Origin of the sequence: Streptomyces sp. Ru62, assembly GCF_002920615.1 — a bacterium.
Classification (GTDB): Bacteria; Actinomycetota; Actinomycetes; order Streptomycetales; family Streptomycetaceae; genus Streptomyces.
On record NZ_PQSU01000031.1, the window covers coordinates 64,079 to 84,131 of the forward strand.

1 protein-coding gene is annotated in these 20,053 nt (G+C 76.2%); it reads left to right on the forward strand.

Features of this window, described 5'->3' with window-relative positions:
* The first annotated feature begins 3 nt into the window (after window positions 1-3).
* Window positions 4-19,953, forward strand: coding sequence for a non-ribosomal peptide synthetase (locus C3492_RS33775; RefSeq protein ID WP_103816471.1), 19,950 nt, complete (start codon window positions 4-6; stop codon window positions 19,951-19,953).
* Window positions 19,954-20,053: the final 100 nt, after the last annotated feature.

Sequence of the window (20,053 nt, forward strand, 5' to 3'; positions counted from 1 at the left end):
ACCATGACGTCTTCGACCCCTTCGAACCCCTCCGGCTCCGCGCGCCCCTCCAAGCGGGACCGCGCCGAGGCGCTGCCCGAGGAGCTGCGGGAGGCACTGCGGCGGCGGCTCGCCGGACGGGCCGGCGGCGCGGCCCCGGCCGCCCGGCAGGGCATACCGCGCGCCGACCGGGACCGCCCGCTGCCGCTGTCGTTCGCGCAGCAGCGGCTGTGGTTCCTGGACCGGCTGCGCCCCGGCGACGCCCGCTACAACAGCGCGGTCGCCGTCCGCCTCACCGGCGCCCTCGACCACACGGCGCTGGGCGAGGCGCTCGCCGCCGTGGTCGCCCGGCACGAGGCCCTGCGCACCACGTTCGAGGAGACCGACGGCCGGCCGGTGCAGCGGGTGCGTCCGGCGGGCCCGGTGCCGCTGCCGGTACGGGACGCCGGCGACCTGGACGCGGACCTGCTCGCGGAGTACTCCCGCCCCTTCGACCTGCGCCACGGGCCGCTGCTGCGCGCCCTGCTGCTGCGCGAGTCGCCGACCTCGCACGTCCTGCTGCTGACGGCCCATCACATCGTCACGGACGGCTGGTCGACGGGCGTGGTCCTGGACGAGCTGTGCACCGCCTACGACGCCCTCGCGCGGGGCGCCCGACCGGACCTGCCCCCGGTGGCCACGCAGTACCCGGACTTCGCGGTGTGGCAGCGCGAACAGCTCTCCGGGCCCCGCCTCGAACGCCATCTCGCCTACTGGAAGCGGCAATTGGACGGGGTGGTGGCGCCCGAGCTGCCCCTGGACCGTCCCCGGCGCGGCGAGGAGGCGGGTGCCGGAGCCGTCCACACGTTCGCCGTTCCCGCCCCACTCACCGCGCGGCTGCGCGACCTCGCCAGAGAGCAGCACAGCACCCTCCACACCGCCCTGGTCGCCGCCACCCAGGCCCTGCTGGCCCGCTGGTCCGGCCAGGACGACATCACCGTCGGCTCCCTCACCCCCGGCCGGTCCCGCACCGACCTCGAACGGGCCGTCGGGTTCTTCGTGAACACCGTCGTCCTGCGCACTCCGGTGGACGCCTCCGGCTCCTTCCGCGACCTGCTCCCGAAGACGGCCGGCACGGTCAACGACGCCTTCGCACACGGCGACACGCCGTTCGAGCGGATCGTGGAGGCGGTCGGCGCACCCCGCGAGGCGGGCCGCAACCCGCTGTTCGACGTGATGGTCCTGCTGCACCCCGACCCGCCCGCCGCGACCGCCCCGCGCGGCCTAGCCACCACCCCGGTCACCGTGCCCCGGCAGGCGGCCACCTTCGACCTGAGCATCGAGTTCGTGCCGGACGGCGCGGGATTGACCGGTCTGCTGGAGTACCGCACCGACCTGTTCGACCCGGCCACGGCCGAGCGGCTGGCCGGACAGCTGCTGCGCCTGCTGGAGGGCGCCGCCGAGGCCCCGGACCGCCCGCTGGGCAGCCTGCCCCTGCTGTCCGGGGAGGAGATACGGCGTGTCGTCCACGACTGGAGCACCGGCCCCCGGAACCCCGTGGACGACACCACCTACCCGGAGGTCTTCGAGCGCCGCGCGGCCCGCACCCCCGACGCCCTCGCCCTCGTGGCGGGCGGCGAACGGCTGGACTACGCCACCCTCAACGCCCGCGCCAACCGGCTCGCCCACCACCTCATCGCGCTCGGCGCCGGCCCCGAGCGGCTGGTCGCGCTGCGGCTGCCGCGCACCGCCGACATGATCACCGCGATCCTCGCCGTCTGGAAGGCGGGCGCCGGCTATCTGCCGCTGGACCCGGCCCTGCCCGAGGAGCGCGTCCGGTTCCTGCTGGACGACACCCGCCCGGCCCTGGTCCTGGACGAGACCGCGCTGCGCGCCGTACCCGCGACCGCCCCGGACACCGACCCCACCGACGCCGACCGGCGCGCCCCGCTGGACCCCGGGCACCTCGCGTACGTCATCCACACCTCCGGCTCCACCGGCCGTCCCAAGGGCGTCGCCGTGTCCCACCGCTCGGCGGTACACCTGCTGGCCGCGCACCGGGCCGGCTTCGTCGCCGAGGCGGGCGGCGGCCCGCTGCGGGTCGCGCTCACCGCGTCCTTCTCCTTCGACACCTCCCTCGAAGGCGTGCTGCTGATGGCCGACGGCCACCCGCTGCACCTGGTCGACGAGACGACCCGGATGGACCCGGCCGCCCTGGTCGCGTACGTGGTCGAGCACCGCGTCGACTTCCTCGACGTCACGCCCTCCTACCTGAGACAGCTGCTGCCCGCCGGGCTGCTCACCGACCCCCGGCACCGCCCCAGGGTCCTCATGCTGGGCGGCGAGGCGGTCGGGCCCGCGCTCTGGCGGGAGCTGGCCGCTCACCCCGACGTGACCGCCCACAACTTCTACGGCCCCACCGAGTGCACGGTCGACGCGCTGTCCTGCCGCGTCGACGGCGACCGCCCCCTGGTCGGCCGCCCCCTGCCCGGGGTGCGGGCCTATGTGCTCGACGACCGGCTCCAGCCGGTGCCGCCCGGTGTCGGCGGCGAACTGTACCTCGCGGGCCCTCAGCTCGCCCGGGGCTACACGGGCCGCCCCGGCCTGACCGCCGCCCGCTTCCCCGCCGACCCCTACGGGCCGCCCGGCACCCGCATGTACCGCACCGGCGACCTGGCCCGCTGGACTCCGGACGGCCGTCTGGACTACCTCGGGCGCGCCGACGACCAGGTCAAGGTGCGCGGCCACCGCATCGAGCCCGGCGAGATCGAGGCCGCCCTGCTCGCGCTGCCCGGCATCGCCGCCGCCGCGGTCGTCGCCGTACCGGACGCGCACGGCCACGCCCGGCTCGCCGCCTACGTCGTCCCCGCGCCCGGCGCGCCCCGGCCCGCCCCCGCCGACCTGCGCGCTGCCCTGCGCCGGGTGCTGCCCGACGCGCTGGTGCCGTCCTCCTTCACCCCGCTGGACGCGCTGCCGCTGACCACCAGCGGCAAGCTGGACCGGCGCGCCCTGCCCGCGCCCGGCCTCACCTCCGGCGAGCGGGAGTTCGTCGCCCCGCGCACCCCCGACGAGGAGACCCTGTCCGCCATCTGGGCCGAGGTGCTCGGCGTGGACCGGGTCGGCGTCACGGACAACTTCTTCGAGCTGGGCGGCGACTCGATCCTCAGCATCCAGGCCGTCTCCCGGGCCCGCGCGGCGGGCCTCAGGATCGGCTCGCAGGACGTCTTCCGGCACCAGACGGTCGCCGACCTGGCCGCCGCGGCCCTCCGCACCACCGGCCTGCCCGCGCCCCGGCGCCCGCAGGAGGACGGGCCCGCTCCGCTCACCCCGGTCCAGGAGTGGTTCCTCGCCACGCACGGCCCGCTGCGGCACTTCACCATGTCGATGCTGCTCGACCTGCCCCACGACCTCCACGAGCGGGCACTCGAACGGGCGCTGGACGCCGTGGTGGACGGACACCCCTCCCTGCGGGCCCGTTTCACCCGCACCGGGGACACCTGGCGGCAGCACCCCGGCACCGGCCCGGCCACCGGACTGCTGACCCGGCACGGCCCCGGCACCCCGCCCGCCGAGGCCGCGGACGCCGCCCGCGCCGCCCTGGACCCGGCCACCGGAACCCTGCTGCGCGCGGCCCTGCTCACCGACGGGGAACGCCCCCGGCTGTTCGTCACCGCCCACCACCTGGCCGTCGACAGCGTCTCCTGGCGGGTGCTGCTCGCCGACCTGGCACAGGCGTACCGGCAGGCCGTGGCAGGCGAGGAACCCCGGCTGGAGCCCGAGCAGACCCCGTTCGCGGACTGGGCCCGCGAGCTGGCCGAGCGGGTGCGGGCCGGTGACCTGGACGACGACCTGCCCCACTGGACGGAGGAGACCGCGCCGCCCCGCACCCCGCTCCCCGTCGACCTCTCCGGCACCCCGGTCGCCGGGTCCGTGCGCACCGTCCGGACCCGGGTGGACCGTGCCACCACCGAGGCACTGCTGCGGCGGGTGCCGGGCGCCTACCGCACCCAGGTCAACGACGTGCTGCTCAGCGCGCTGGCCCGGGTGCTGGCCGACTGGACGGGCACGGACCGGGTGACCGTCGCCCTGGAGGGCCACGGCCGGGAGGAGGAACTGGCGGAGGGCGCCGATCTGTCCCGCACGGTCGGCTGGTTCACCACCCAGTACCCGGTCACCCTGACCCCGGCGGGTCCGGGCGACTGGGGAGCCACGATCAAGGCCGTCAAGGAGCGGCTGCGCGCCGTGCCCCGCCGCGGTCTGGGGTACCAGGCCCTGGGCCACCTCGGATCGCCCCGGCCCGAGGCGCGAGCCCTCGGTGAACTCCCGCTGCCCGAGGTGTGCTTCACCTACCACGGCCAGTGGGAGGCGCCCGCCGGCGGGGACTTCGCACCCGTCGCCGACCTTCCCGGCCGGGACATGGACCCCGGCGCGCCGCTGGACCACCTCCTGGACGTCTCCGCCCTGGTGGCCGACGGCGAGCTGGAGATCACCTGGCACTACAGCGACCAGGTGCACCGGGCCGGCACCGTACGGCGGCTGGCCGACGGCATGGTGGGGGCGCTCGCCGCCATCGCCGAGCACTGCGCCCGGCCCGGCGCGGGCGGCCGTACCCCGTCCGACTTCCCGCTGGCCCGCCTGGACCAGGCCGGCGTGGACCGCCTGGCCGGCGACGGCCGGGACGTGGAGGACCTGCTGCCGCTCACCCCGCTCCAGGAGGGCATGCTCTTCCACCGGCTGGTCGGCGGCCCGGACGACGTGTACCTCGACCAGGCCGCACTGCTGCTCGACGGGGTGACCGACCCCGACGCCCTCGCCCTGGCCTGGCAGCGCGTGACCGACCGCACCCCCGCCCTGCGCACCTGCGTGGTGTGGGAGGACGTGCCGGTGCCGCTCCAGGTCGTGCACCGCCGTGTCACCGTGCCCGTCGAGCAGGTGGACTGGCGGGACCTGGACGCGGGGGAGCGGGCCGAGCGGCTGGACCGGCTGCGCGCCGACGACCTCGCGCGCGGCCTGGACCTGGGCACGGCCCCCCTGATGCGGCTCACCCTCGTCCGGCTGCCCGACGACCGGCTCCAGTTGCTGTGGACCTCCCACCATCTGATCCTGGACGGCTGGAGCCTGGCCCAGGTGCTCACCGACGTCTTCGAGGAGTACACGGCGCTCACCACCGGCGCCGGGCCGCAGCCCCCGGTACGGCGGCCGTTCGCCGACTACGTGCGCTGGCTGGCCGGCCAGGACACCGAGGCCGCGCACGCGCACTGGCGGACCGTCCTCGCCGGGTTCGCCACCCCCACCCCGCTGCCCGCCGACCGCGTCCGCCGCCCGGGCCACGAGACCCGTTCCGCCGGTGTGCACACGGCCGGGCTCCCCGAGGAGGTCTCGGCCCGGCTGGCGCGCACCGCCCGCGCGGCCGGGATCACCCTCGGCACCGTGGTGCAGGGCGCCTGGGCGCTGTTGCTGTCCCGCTACAGCGCCGAGCGGGACGTGCTGTTCGGGACCACCGTCTCCGGACGCCCCGACGACCTGCCCGGCGTCGAGTCGATGGTCGGCATGTTCATCAACACCCTGCCCACCCGCGTCCGCGTGGACGGCGGCCGCAGCGCCACCGCCTGGCTCCGGGAGCTCCAGGAGGCCCAGGCCGAGGCACGGCGGTACGCGGCGGTGTCCCTCGCCGAGCTGACCTCGCTGAGCGACGTGCCCGCCGGCAGCCCGCTGTTCGACAGCATGGTGGCCTTCGAGAACTACCCCTTCGACCAGGCCCGTTCGGCCGGCTCCGGGATACGCCTGGCGGACGTCTCGGCCCGCGACGCCACCAACTACGCCCTCGTGCTGCGCGCCTACCAGGGCGAGCGGTTCGGCTTCGACCTCGCCTACGACCCCGAGCTGTTCGACGCCACGACCGTGCGCGCCCTCGCCGACCGGCTGTGCCTGCTGCTCACCGAACTCGCCGACGACCCCGGCCGGCCCGTCCGCGCGCTCGCCTGGACGACCGCCGAGGAGCGGCGCCGGATGCTGGCCGAGTGGAACGGCTCCGAGGAGGGCCGCCCCACCGACACCCTGGACGCCCTCTTCGCCGCCCAGGCCGCCCGCACCCCCCACGCCGAGGCCGTCGCCTGCGGCGACGACCGGCTCGACTACGCCACCCTGGACGAGCGCTCGGGCCGGCTCGCCCACCGGCTCGCCGAACTCGGCGCCGGACCGCAGACGTTCGTGGCGCTCGCGCTGCCCCGCTCCACCGACCTCGTCGTGGCCGTCCTCGCCGTCCTGAAGACCGGCGCCGCCTACCTGCCCATCGATCCCGCGCTGCCCGCCGAGCGCGTCCGGGACCTGCTCGCCGACGCCGACCCGGTGACGCTGGTGACCACCACCGGGACCACCGTCGACACGGTCGTGCCGGTCCTGCGGCTGGACGACCCCGGCGTCCGCGCCGACCTGGCCCGCCGCCCGGCCACCGGCCCGGTCCGCCGCGCGCTGCCCGAGAGCCCCGCCTACGCCATCTACACCTCAGGCTCCACCGGCCGGCCCAAGGGCGTCGTCGTCCCGCACGCCAACGTGGTCCGGCTGTTCACCCGCACCCGCCCCTGGTTCGGCTTCGGCCCCGACGACGTGTGGACCCTGTTCCACTCCTACGCCTTCGACTTCTCGGTGTGGGAGCTGTGGGGGCCGCTGCTGCACGGCGGCCGGCTCGTCGTCGTCCCCGAGGACACCGCCCGCTCCCCGGAGGACTTCCTGCGCCTGCTCGCCGAGGAACAGGTCACCGTGCTCAACCAGACCCCGTCCGCCTTCTACCCGCTGATCCGCGCCGACGCCGAACTGCCCGACGTCAGCGCCCGGCTGGCGCTGCGCACGGTGGTCTTCGGCGGCGAGGCACTGGACGTGGCCCGGCTCGTCGACTGGTACGCCCGCCACCCGGACACCGCGCCCCGCCTGGTGAACATGTACGGCATCACCGAGACCACCGTGCACGTCACCCACGCCGCGCTGGACCACCGGGCGGCCCGCGCCGGTACCGCGAGCCCCATCGGCACCGGCATCCCCGACCTGCGGCTCTACGTCCTCGACGACGCGCTCCGGCCGGTGCCGCCCGGCGCCGTCGGCGAGCTGTTCGTCGCCGGCGAGGGCCTGGCCCGCGGCTACCTCAACCGGCCCGGCCTCACCGCGACCCGCTTCCCCGCCGACCCGTTCGGCCGGCCCGGCACCCGCATGTACCGCACCGGCGACCGGGCCCGCTGGCGGGCCGACGGCACCCTGGAGTACCTGGGCCGCGCCGACCAGCAGGTGAAGATCCGCGGCTACCGCATCGAGCCCGGGGAGATCGAGGCCGCCCTGCACCGCCATCCCGGCGTGGGCGCGGCCACCGTCGGCGTGTACGAGGACTCCGCCGGGACCCGCCGGCTGGTCGCCCACGTCGTCGGCACCGGCAGCGGCGACCGCGCCGTACCGCCGCCGCCCGCCGCCGCACTCCGCGCCCATCTGGAGGCGTTGCTGCCGGCGCACATGGTCCCGGCCGCGTACGTGCCGATGGCCGCGCTGCCGCTCACCGTCAACGGCAAGCTCGACCGGCGCGCCCTGCCCGCGCCCGGCCCCGACGGCTTCGCCGCCGAGGGCACGCGGACCCCGCCGCGCACCCCGGCCGAGCGGCTGGTCGCCGCCGCGTGGTCGGACGTCCTGGACGCCGGGGAGGTCGGTGCCGACGACGACTTCTTCGCCCTCGGCGGCGACTCCATCCTGGCCGTCCGCGTCACCTCACGGCTGCGCGCGGCCTTCGGCACGGACGTCTCGCCCCGGCTGCTGTTCACCCACTCCACGCTGTCCGCCCTCGCGGCGGCGCTGGGCGAGCCCCGCGACGGGAGTACCGCGGACACCATCCCGGCCACCGACCCGGACACCCCGGCACCCCTGTCGTACGCCCAGCAACGCCTGTGGTTCCTCGACCGGTTCGAGCCGGGCAGCACCGAGTACACGACCCTGTCCGTGCTGCGGCTGCGCGGCACGCTCGACAGCGCCGCGCTGCGCACCGCCCTGGACGGCCTGGTCGCCCGGCACGAGTCCCTGCGCACCACGTTCACGGAACAGGACGGCCGGGCCCGGCAGTCGGTCCGTCCGCCACGGCCCGTGGACCTGCGGGTGGACGACCTCGCGGACATCACCGACGCGGACGCCGGTACGGACATCGCCCTGGACGCCCTCCTGGAGCGCGAGGCCGCCACGCCCTTCGACCTGGCCACCGGGCCGCTCTTCCGGGCTCGCCTGGTCCGGTGCGCCGCCGACGAGCACGTCCTCGTCCTCGCCCTGCACCACATCGTCACGGACGGCTGGTCCGCCGGTGTGCTGGCCCGGGACCTGGGCGAGCTGTACGCGGCGGCCCTGGAGGACCGCCGTCCCGACCTGCCGGCCCTGCCGGTCCGCTACGCCGACCACGCCTCCTGGCAGCGCGCCCGCGCCGGGCGGACCGAGGCCGAACTGGACTTCTGGCGCGCCGCGTTGGACGGTGTGACCCCGCTGGAACTGCCCACCGACCGGCCGCGCCCGGCCGTCCGCACCCGCGACGGCGCCCTGGTGACCTTCACCCTGCCCGCCGCGCTGACCGAGCGGCTGCGCGAGCGGGGCCGGGAGGCCGACGCCACCCTCTACATGACACTCGTGGCCGCCTGCCAGGTCCTGCTCGCCCGCTGGGCCGGCCAGGAGGACGTCACCGTCGGCACGGTCACCGCCGGCCGGGAACGGCCCGAACTGCACGACGTGGTCGGCATGTTCGTCAACACGCTTGTGCTGCGCGCGCGGGTCCGCCCCGACGTGCCCTTCCGGGAGCTGCTGGCCGAGGTCCGGGACACCGTCCTGGAGGCGTTCGCCCACCAGGAGGTGCCCTTCGAGCGCGTGGTGGACGCCCTCCAGCCCGAGCGGGACACCAGCCGCACCCCGCTGTTCCAGGTCATGGTCGCCCTGCACAACCTCGGCGCCGAGCCGCCCCGGCTGCCCGGCCTGACGGTGGAGCCGGTGATGCCGCCGGTCCGCAACGCCACCTTCGACCTCGCCTTCGACTTCACGGAGACCGACGGCGGGCTCACCGGCTACCTGGAGTACAACACCGGGCTCTTCGACGCCGGCACCGCCGAACGCCTGGCCGCCCGGCTGCGCGTCCTGCTGGAGGCCGCCGCCGGGGACCCCGAGCTGGCCGTGGGCCGGCTGCCGCTGATGACCGACGACGAACGGCACCAGGTGCTGCGGTACGAGCAGGGCGCCCGGCTGCCCGAGCCGGACACCACCTTCCCCGCCCTCTTCGAGGACCGGGCCGCCCGCACCCCGCAGCACACCGCCCTGGTGGCCCGCGACACCACCCTGGACTTCGCCGCGCTGAACGAGCGCGCCAACCGGCTGGCCCACCACCTCATCGCCCGGGGCGCGGGCCCCGAGGACGTCGTCGCCGTACGGCTCCCGCGCACCTCCGACCTGGTGGTGGCGGTGCTCGCGGTCCTCAAGGCGGGCGCGACCCTGCTCTGCCTGGACCCCCGCCTCCCCGGGGAACGAGTGGACTTCCTCCTCTCCGACGCCCGGCCGCACACCCTGCTGAGCGACCTCGGCGAGGTGCCCTGGGACCGGCTCCCCGCCCATGACCCGGCCGACGCCGACCGTGTCCGGCCCCTGCTGCCCGGACACACCGCGTACATCGTCTACACCTCCGGCTCCACCGGCCGCCCCAAGGGCGTCGCCGTCGAGCACCGGCAGCTGGTCAACCTGTGCCACGATCACCGGACCGGCCTGCTCGCCCCGCACACCGACGGCGGGCGGCGGCTGCGGGCCGCGCTCAGCGCCTCCTTCTCCTTCGACACCTCCTGGGAAGGAGCGCTGCTCCTCGCCCTCGGCCACGAGGTCCACCTCGTCGACGAGGACGTACGCCTGGACCCGCAGGCCTTCTGCGCCCAGGTCGCCGGAGACCGCCTCGACCTGGTGAACGTCACCCCGTCCTTCCTGCGCGAACTGACCGCCGCCGGCCTGCTCGCCCCCGGCCGCCACCACCCCCGCCTGCTGCTCGTCGGCGGCGAGGCCGTCACCCCGGCCGACTGGCGCGAACTCGTCCGGGCCGAACAGCGGTCGGGCGTGACCGTGTACAACATGTACGGCCCCACCGAGTGCACCGTCGACGCCGTCTACGGCCGTATCGCCGACCGGCCCGACCGCCCGGTCATCGGCCGCCCCGGCGGCAACCTGCGCGCCCACGTCCTCGACGGCGCCCTGCGCCCGGTGCCGCCCGGCGTGCCCGGCGAGCTGTACCTGGCCGGAGCCCAGGTGGCCCGCGGCTATCTGAACCGGCCCGGCCTCACCGCCGCACGCTTCGTCGCCGACCCGTTCGGGGCGCCGGGGGAGCGGATGTACCGCACCGGGGACCGGGTCCGCTGGGACCGGGACGGGCTGCTGGAGTTCCTGGGCCGGGTCGACGAACAGGTCAAGATCCGCGGGTTCCGCATCGAGCCCGGCGAGGTGGAGGCCGCCCTCCTGGACCACCCGGACGTCGCCGACGCCGCCGTCGCCGCGCGCGAACACGCCGGCCGCACCATGCTCGTCGGCTATGTGGTGCCCTCCGCCGGCCGGGTGCCGTCCGCCGACGACCTGCGCCTCGCCCTGCGCCGTACCCTGCCCGACCACATGGTGCCCGCCGCGTTCGTCCCGCTGGCCCGCATCCCCCGCACCACCAGCGGCAAGACCGACCGGCGCGCCCTGCCCGCCCCGCCCGCGCGGCCCGACAGCACCACCCCGTACGTCGCGCCCCGGCCCGGCACGGAGGAGCGCCTGGCCGCGATCTGGGCGGACGTGCTCGGCGTCGAACGGGTCGGCGCCCGCGACAACTTCTTCACGCTCGGCGGTGACTCCATCCTGAGCATCCAGATCGTCTCCCGCGCCCGGCAGGCCGGCCTCGCCCTCACCACCAAGGACGTCTTCCGTCACCAGACCGTCGCCGAACTCGCCCTGCGCGTACGGGAGTCGACGCCGACCCCCGCCGCCACGGAGGAGACGGGCGAGGCACCGCTGACCCCGATCCAGCACTGGTACCTCGACGGCCGCGAACCCGGGCAGCGGCTCCGGTTCACCATGACCCAGCGCCTGGAACTCGCCGCCGGCGCGGACGGGCAAGCGCTGCGCACCGCTGCCGACGCCCTCGTCCGCCACCACGCCGCCCTGCGTACCCGGTTCCGCCGCACCGCCGAGGGCTGGCGCCAGGAGGTGTTGCCCGAGGCCCCGGACGCCGTCTTCACCCGGCACGACGTCGCCGGGCTGGACGAGGCCGCGTTGGAGAGCGAGGTCCAGCGGCTCACGGAGGAGGCGCAGGCCGCGCTCGACCCCGTCGAGGGCCGGGTCGTCCGCGTCCTCTTCTTCGACCGGGGCCCCCGGCGGCAAGGCCAACTCGTGATCACCGCACACCACTTGGTGATCGACGGTGTGTCCTGGCGCATCCTGCTCGCCGACCTGGAGACGGCCCACGCGGCGGCCGAGGCCGGCCTGCCCGTCGAGCTGCCCGCCACGGGCACCTCCTACGGCGCCTGGGCCGCCCGGTTCGACCGGCACACCCGCTCCGGCGCCCTGGAGGCGGACCTGCCGTACTGGACGCGCACGGGGGCGGCACCGGCCGAACTGCCCGCCGGACGGCCCGGACCCAACACCCACCGCACCGCCGCCACCCTCACCGTCACGCTGGACGCGGAGACGACCGACGCCCTGCTGCGGCAGGTCCCGGAGGTCTACCGCACCCAGGTCAACGACGTCCTGCTCAGCGCCCTGGGCCGGACCCTGGCCCGCTGGTGCGGGCGCGACACCGTCCTGCTCGGCGTGGAGGGACACGGCCGGGAGGACCTGTTCGCGGACGTCGACCTGGCGCGGACCGTCGGCTGGTTCACCGCCGAGTTCCCGCTCGCGCTGCGCGTCGACCCGGACGCCGGCTGGCACGACACCCTCCGCTCGGTCAAGGAACAGCTCCGCGCGGTGCCGCTGCACGGCCTGAGCCACGGCGCCCTGCGCCACCTCCTGCCCGACAGCCCCCTCACCGGCACCCCCACCCCGCGGATCGGCTTCAACTACCACGGCCAGTGGGACGCGGACGGTACGGACGGGCTGCTGCGCGGCTCCCTGCCCCCGGCCGGCCGGGACACCGACCCGGACGAGGCCCGCCCCTACCTGCTGGACGTCACCGGAGTGGTCCAGCGGGGCCGCCTCGAACTCGGCTGGACCTACCCGGCGGCGATCTACGACGAGTCCACCGTCCGCCGGCTCGCCGACGAGACGCTCGCAGCCCTGCGGGACGTCGTGGCGCACTGCGCCCGTCCCGGAGCGGGCGGCCGCAGCCCCTCCGACTTCCCGCTCGCCGGGCTCCGCCAGGACCAGTTGGACCGGCTCGTCGGCACCGGACGGCAGGTCGAGGACGTCCTGCCGCTCACCCCGCTCCAGTCCGGCATGCTCTTCCACGGCCTCGTGGACACCGAGCACGCCTACTTCGACCGTACGGCCGTGCGCCTGTCCGGGGTGGCCGACCCGCACGCGTTCGCCGCCGCCTGGCAGCAGGTCGCCGACCGCACCCCGGCCCTGCGCAGCAGCGTGCACTGGCAGGGGCTGCCCCACCCGGTCCAGGTGGTCCACCGGAGCGCCGAGCTGCCGGTCACCCACCTCGACTGGCGGGCGATGACACCCGAGCGGCGCGCGGAGGCCACCGAGCGGCTGCTCACCGAGGACCGCGCGGCGGGCATGGACCTCACCACCGCGCCGCTGACCCGCCTCACCCTGGCCGCCCTGCCCGGCGACGACGTGCTGCTGCTCTGGTCGACCCACCACATCGTCCTGGACGGCTGGAGCACCGGGCAGCTCCTCACCGAGGTGTGCGAACGCTACGCAGCCCTCACCGGCGGCCCCGACCAGGCACCCCCGGTACGGCGGCCCTTCGCGGACTTCCTGCACTGGCTGCGCGAGCAGGACGAGCAGGCGGCCGAGCGGTACTGGGCCGACGCCCTGGCCGGGTTCACCGCCCGCACCCCGCTGCCGTACGACCGCACGCCCGCCGAGGCCCACCGCGCCCGCTCCGCCGCGGCCGTCCACCAGGAACTGGACACCCGGGTGTCGCGCCGGCTGCGGGAGACCGCCGCCCGCGCCGGGCTCACCGTCAACACCGTCGTGGAGGGCGCCTGGGCGCTGCTGCTGGCGCGCTCCAGCGGCCGGGACGACGTGGTGTTCGGCACCACGGTGTCCGGCCGCCCGGCCGAACTGCCCGGCGTCGAAGGCATGATCGGCATGTTCATCAACACCGTGCCGACCCGCGTCCGCGTCCCGGCCGGACCGGTCCTGCCGTGGCTGCGCGGGCTCCAGGACCGGCAGGGCGACGCCCGCCGTTTCGACTTCCTCGCCCTGCCCCGCATCCAGGCCGTCAGTGGAGTCCCCTCCGGTGAGCCGCTGTTCGACAGCATGGTGGTGTTCGAGAACTACCCCGTGGACGAGTCGGCCACGGCCCGCACCGGCGTCCGTGTCGAGGAGGTGCGCGCCGACGACGCCACCACCTTCCCCTGGTGCCTCCGCGCCCACCTGGCCGAACGGCTCGCCTTCGACCTGGCCTACGACCCGGCCCTGTTCGACCCCGCGACCGCCGAGCGCGCCGCCGACCGGCTGGCCGAACTGCTCACCGCCCTCGCCGACGGGTTCGACACCGACCTGACCGGCCTGGACCTGCTCACGCCGGCCGACCGCGACCTGCTGGCCGCCTGGAACGCCACCGCCCGCCCGGCCGCCCCGCGCAGCCCCGTCGACCTGTTCGCCGAGCAGGCCCGCCGCACCCCGGACGCGCTCGCGGTCCGCGACGGCGAGCGCGAGCTCACCTACCGGCAACTGGCCGGCTGGGCCGACGCGTTGGCGGCCCGGCTGGTGGCCGGCGGGCTGGCGGCCGAGGACCGGGTGGCGCTGCTGCTGGACCGCTCCGCCGAACTCGTCGTCGCCCAGCTCGCCGTGCTCAAGGCCGGCGGCGCCTACGTCCCCGTCGACACCCGGGCGCCCGAGGAGCGCCGCCGCACCCTGCTCGCCCAGGCGGGCGCGACCGCCCGGCTCACCCCGGCCGAGGTGACCGCCGCCCGCACCGGCGCCGTGCACGGCGCCGCCGAGGTGACCGCCGCCCGCACCGGGCACGGGCGCACACCGGCCGCCGACCCCGACCGGCTGGCGTACGTGATGTTCACCTCCGGCTCCACCGGCCTGCCCAAGGCGGTCGCCGTACGGCACCGGGACGTGGCGGCGCTCGCCACCGACAGCCGGTTCGCCGACGGCGTGTGCGCGCGGGTGCTGCTGCACTCCCCGGTGGCGTTCGACGCCGCCACCTTCGAGGTGTGGGCGCCGCTGTTGAACGGCGGCTGCGTGGTGGTGGCCCCGGGCGCCGGCGTGGACGCTGCCCTGGTGCGCCGGCTGGCCGGCGACGGCGAGCTGTCGGCGCTGTGGCTGACCGCCGGACTGTTCCGGCTGCTGGCACAGGACGCCCCCGACTGCTTCCGGGGCCTCGCGCAGGTGTGGACCGGCGGCGACGTCGTCCCCGCCCAGGCCGTGCGCCGGGTGCTGGCCGCCTGCCCCGGCCTGACCGTCGTGGACGGCTACGGCCCCACCGAGACCACCACCTTCGCGACCTCCTGCGCCCTCACCGACGCGACGGCCGTGCCCGGCACCGTCCCCATCGGCCACCCGCTCGACGACATGCGGGTGCACGTCCTCGACGTCCGGCTGCGGCCCGTACCGCCCGGCTGCCCCGGTGAGCTGTACGTGGCCGGCGAGGGCGTCGCCCGCGGCTACCTGGGCCGCCCCGGCGACACCGCGGCCCGCTTCCTCGCCGACCCCTACGGCCCGCCCGGCGCCCGGATGTACCGCACCGGAGACCTGGCCCGGCGGCGGTCGGACGGCACCGTCGAGTTCCTGGGCCGCGCCGACGACCAGGTGAAGATCCGGGGCTTCCGGGTGGAGCCCGGCGAGGTCGAGGCCGCCCTCGCGGCCCACCCGGGTGTCGTGGACGTGGCCGTCGTGGCCCGCGAGGACCGGCCCGGCGCCAAACGGCTCGTCGCCTACGTCGTCGGACCGGCCGGCCAGGACGCCGAGGAACTGCGGGACTTCGCCGCCCGCACCCTGCCCGACTACCTCGTCCCCGGTGCCGTCGTCCCGCTGGCCGCCCTCCCGCTCAGCCGCAACGGCAAGGTCGACCGCGCGGCCCTGCCCGCGCCGGAAGCCCTGCCGGGGCGCGCCCGGGTCGAGCCCCGCACCGAGGCCGAGCGCCGCACGGCGGCCGTCTTCGGCGAGGTGCTGGGCAGCGAACCGCCCGGCGTGGAGGACGACTTCTTCCAGCTCGGCGGCGACTCGATCCTCAGCATCCGGCTCGCCTCCCGCCTCGCCGAGACCTTCGACACCGACGTCACCCCGCGCGCGGTGTTCACCCACCCCACCCCGGCGGGACTGGCCCGGCTGCTCGACTCCCGGCAGGGCACCGGCCGGTCGGCGATCGCCCCGGCCGGCCGGGAGGGGGTCGCGCCGATGTCGTACGCCCAGCAACGTCTGTGGTTCCTGGAGGAGTTCGCACCGGGCGGCGCCGAGTACGTGACCGCGCTCGCCCTCCGGCTGCGCGGCGACCTGGACACCGGTGCCCTCCGCGCGGCCCTCACCGGCCTGGTGGCCCGGCACGAGTCGCTGCGCACCACCTTCGACAGCGTCGACGGGCACGGCGTCCAGCGCGTCCACCCGCCCCACGACGTGCCGCTGCCCGTGCGCGACCTGTCCCGGTCCGCCGACCCCGAGTCCACCCTGCGCGGGCTGCTCGCCGAGGAGCGCTCCCGCCCCTTCGACCTGCGGGAGGGCCCGCTGCTGCGCACCGGCCTGATCCGGCTGGCCGCGAGCGACCACGTCCTCACCCTCACCCTGCACCACATCGTCACCGATGGCTGGTCCACCTCCGTCCTGCTCGGCGACCTCGCCCATCTCTACCGAGCCGAACTCGGCTTCGCGGAACGCGAGTTGCCGCCGCTGCCCGTGCGGTACGCCGACTACGCCCGCTGGCAGCGCGGCACCGGGGACACCGGCGCTGACGAGCACCTCGCCTACTGGAAACGGCAACTGTCGGGCACGGCACCGCTGGAACTGCCCACCGACCGGCCCCGGCCGCCGGTGCGGACCAGCGCCGGCGCGACCACCCGGCTGGTGGTGCCCGCCCGGACCGTCCGGCGGCTGACCCGGCTCGCCCGGGACCACGGCACCACGCTGTTCACCACGCTCGTCGCCGCCGCCCAGGCCTACCTCGCCCGGCTCTCCGGCGTCGAGGACATCGCCGTCGGCACCGTCACCTCCGGCCGCGACCGGCCCGAGACGCAGGGCCTCGTCGGATTCTTCGTGAACACCCTGGTGCTGCGCTCGCGGGCCGAGGGGGAGGCGCCCTTCACCGGGTTCCTCACCGCCGTACGGCAGACCGTCCTCGACGCCTTCGCCCACCAGGAGGTGCCGTTCGAACGGGTCGTGGACGAGGTGGACCCGGTCCGCGACACCAGCCGCAGTCCCCTCTTCCAGGTCATGGTCGTCCTCCAGAACACCCCGGCCGCCGGTCTCGACCTGCCCGGCCTGGACGTCACCGACGTCGAACCGGAGTCAGAGCAGGCCGCGTTCGACCTCACCCTGGAGTTCGCCGGGACCGGCGACGGAGCCCTGCACGGCCTGCTCACCTACAACACCGACCTGTTCGACCCGGCCACCGCCGACCGGATGGCCGGACAGCTCGGCACCCTGCTGCACGCCGTCGCCGAGGACCCCGACCGTCCGCTCGGCGCCCTGCCGCTGACCTCCGACGACGAGCTGAAGACCCTGCTGGACCAGGGCCGCGGCACCTTCCGCCCGGTGCCCGAGGCGACCCTGCCCACCCTGTTCGAGCGGCAGGCGGCCCGGACCCCGGACGCGGTCGCGCTGGTCGACGGCGACCGGGAGCTGACCTACGCGCAGGTGGACCGGGCGGCCAACCGGCTGGCCCACCGGCTCGTGCGGGACGGCGTCGGACCGGAACGCGTGGTCGCCCTGGCGCTGCCCCGCTCGGCGGCGACGGTCGTGGCCCAGCTCGCCGTCGCCAAGGCCGGCGGCGCCTTCCTGCCCGTGGACCCCGACTACCCGCCGCGGCGCCGGGAGTTCATGATCCAGGACGCCGGCGCCCACCTGGTCATCGGTGACCCGGCCGAGGTGTGGGCCGCCGACGGACCGGACACGGCACCCACGGACACCGACCGCACCGCACCCCTCGCCCCCGCCCACCCCGCCTACGTCATCTACACCTCCGGTTCCACCGGCACCCCCAAGGGCGTGGTGGTCACCCACCGCGGCCTCGCCTCCTTCGCCGCGGCGGCCGCCGAACAGTACGCGGCGGGCCCCGGCGACCGGGTCCTGCAGTTCGCCTCGCCCAGCTTCGACGCCTCCGTGCTGGAGCTGTGCGTCTCCCTGCTCAGCGGGGCCGCGCTGATCACCGGCGAGGAGGGGCCGCTGGTCGGCGAGCGGCTGGCGGAGGTGCTCGCCGAACGGCGCGTCAGCCACACCCTGATCCCCCCGGCCGCGCTGGCCACCCTGCCGCCGGAGACCGCCGCCGCCCTGCCCCGCCTGCGCACGCTCATCGTGGGAGCCGAGGCCTGCCCGGCCGATCTCGTCGACACCTGGGCTCCCGGCCGCCGGATGATCAACTCATACGGGCCGACGGAGGCCACCGTCGTCGCCACCTGGACCGGCCCGCTCACCCCCGGCACCGGCGCCCCGCCCATCGGCCGCCCCGCCGGCGGCATCCGCGTCCGCGTGCTGGACGCCGCCCTGCGTCCCGTACCGCCCGGCGTGACCGGGGAGCTGTACCTCGCCGGGCCCGGACTCGCCCGGGGCTACCTGGGCCGGCCGGGACTCACCGCCCAGCGGTTCGTCGCCGACCCGTTCGGCGCGCCGGGGGAGCGGATGTACCGCACCGGGGACCTGGTCCGCTGGACCGCCGACGGCCGGCTCCGGTTCGCCGGACGCGCCGACGACCAGGTCAAGCTGCGCGGCTTCCGGATCGAACCCGGCGAGATAGAGAGCGCGCTGCGGCGCAGCCCGCTGGTGCGGGACGCGGTCGTGGCCGTACGCGCGGGGGAGACGCCGCACGCGCCGGCCCGGCTGGTCGCCTACGTGGTTCCGGCGGAAGGGGCTGCCACGGATCCGTCAGCCGCCGGTCCGTCCGCCGGTGAAGTGCCCTTGCCCGTCGGCGAGTTGCGGCTGCACCTGGCCGGGGCGCTGCCCCCGCACATGGTGCCGTCCGTCTTCGTACCGCTCAGCCGGCTGCCGCTCACCCCGAACGGCAAGACGGACCGGCGTGCCCTGCCCGAACCCGGACCCGCGCAGGCCGCGGACGGCCCACGGACCGCGCCACGCACCGACACCGAACGGCGGATCGCCCGTATCTGGGCCGATGTGCTGGGCATCGCGGAGGTCGGCGCCGACGACAACTTCTTCGCGCTCGGCGGCGACTCCATCCTGAGCATGCAGGTCGTCTCCCGGCTGCGCCGCGACGGCCTGCACGTGGCCACGCGCGACCTGTTCACGCACCAGACCGTGGCCGAACTCGCCACCGTGGTCCGCGCCGCGCCCCGGCGGTCCGGGAACGGCCCGGTCACCGGCGAGGTGCCGCTCACCCCGATCCAGGAATGGTTCCTGACCACCCCGCGCGCCGCCCACCACCACTTCAACCAGTCGGCGCTGCTGGAACTCGACGGCACCCCCGACCCGCGGGCGCTGCGCGCCGCCCTGGACGCACTGCTGGAGCACCACGACGCACTGCGCATGCGGTTCACCCGGGACGCGGACGGCTGGCACCAGTTCAACCCGCCGCCCGCCGCCGGCCCCGGCATCCTCGTCCGGTACGACCTGACCGGGCTGCCCGCCGAGGAGGCCGACGCGGCCATGGCGAAGGCCGCCGACGAACTGCACGCGAGCTTCGACCTCGCCCGGGGCCCGCACCTGCGCGCGGCCCTGTTCACCGGGGAGCCGCAGCGGCCCGCCTTCCTCCTCCTCGTCGCCCACCACCTGGTCGTGGACGCCGTCTCCTGGCGCATCCTGCGCGACGACCTGGAGACCGCCTACCGGCAGGCGCTTGAGGGAGGACCGGTCACGCTGGGGGAGCGCGGCACCAGCTTCCGCGCGTGGTCGCGCGGACTCGCCGCGTACGTCGCCGAGGGCGGCCTCGACCACGAACTGCCGTACTGGGAACGGGCGGTGGACACCGAACCCGCGCCGGCCGCGCTGCCCGCCGCCGGACCGGCCGCCACGGTGAGCGTGGAACTCGGCGAGGAGGACACCACGGCCCTGCTGCGCTCGGCACCCACCGCCTACCGCACCCGGGTCAACGACGTGCTGCTCGCCGCCCTCACGCTGGCGCTGGCCCGCTGGACCGGACGCGACCGGGTCCGCCTGGACCTGGAGGGCCACGGCCGCGAGGACCTGCTCGACGGCGTCGACCTGTCCCGCACCGTCGGCTGGTTCACCACCGTCTACCCGGTCGCCGTCCAGGTGCCCGACCCCGGCGACCTCGGCCCCGACCGCGACTGGCGGTCCCTGGTGAAGTCTGTGCGCCGCCAGCTGCGCGCCGTACCCGGCAACGGCATCGGCTTCGGTGCGCTGCGCACCTTCGGCCCGCCCGAGGTCCGCGAACGCCTAGGCGGCGGTGCGCACAGCCAGGTGGTGTTCAACTACCTCGGCCAGTGGGACGCCCGCCCCGAGACCGCGTCGGGCGGCCTGGTCCGCGCCGAACACGGCTCCCTCGGGCAGGACCACGACCCCCGGGACCCCGGCTCGCACCTGCTGGAGGTGGTGGGCGCGGTGCAGCACGGCCGGCTCGCCTTCACCTGGCACCACCGGCCCGGCGTCCACGACACCGCGACCGTGCGCCGGGTGGCCGAGGAGTTCGCCGAGGCCCTGCGCCACCTCGCCCGGCACGCCAGGGGAGGCCGGTGACGAACATCCGGCCCCGCGGTGCCCCGCGCCGGCGCGCCACCCGGTACGGGCCGCGCGCACCCCGCGCCCCGACCGCCCGCCCCCGTCCCACCACAGCTCA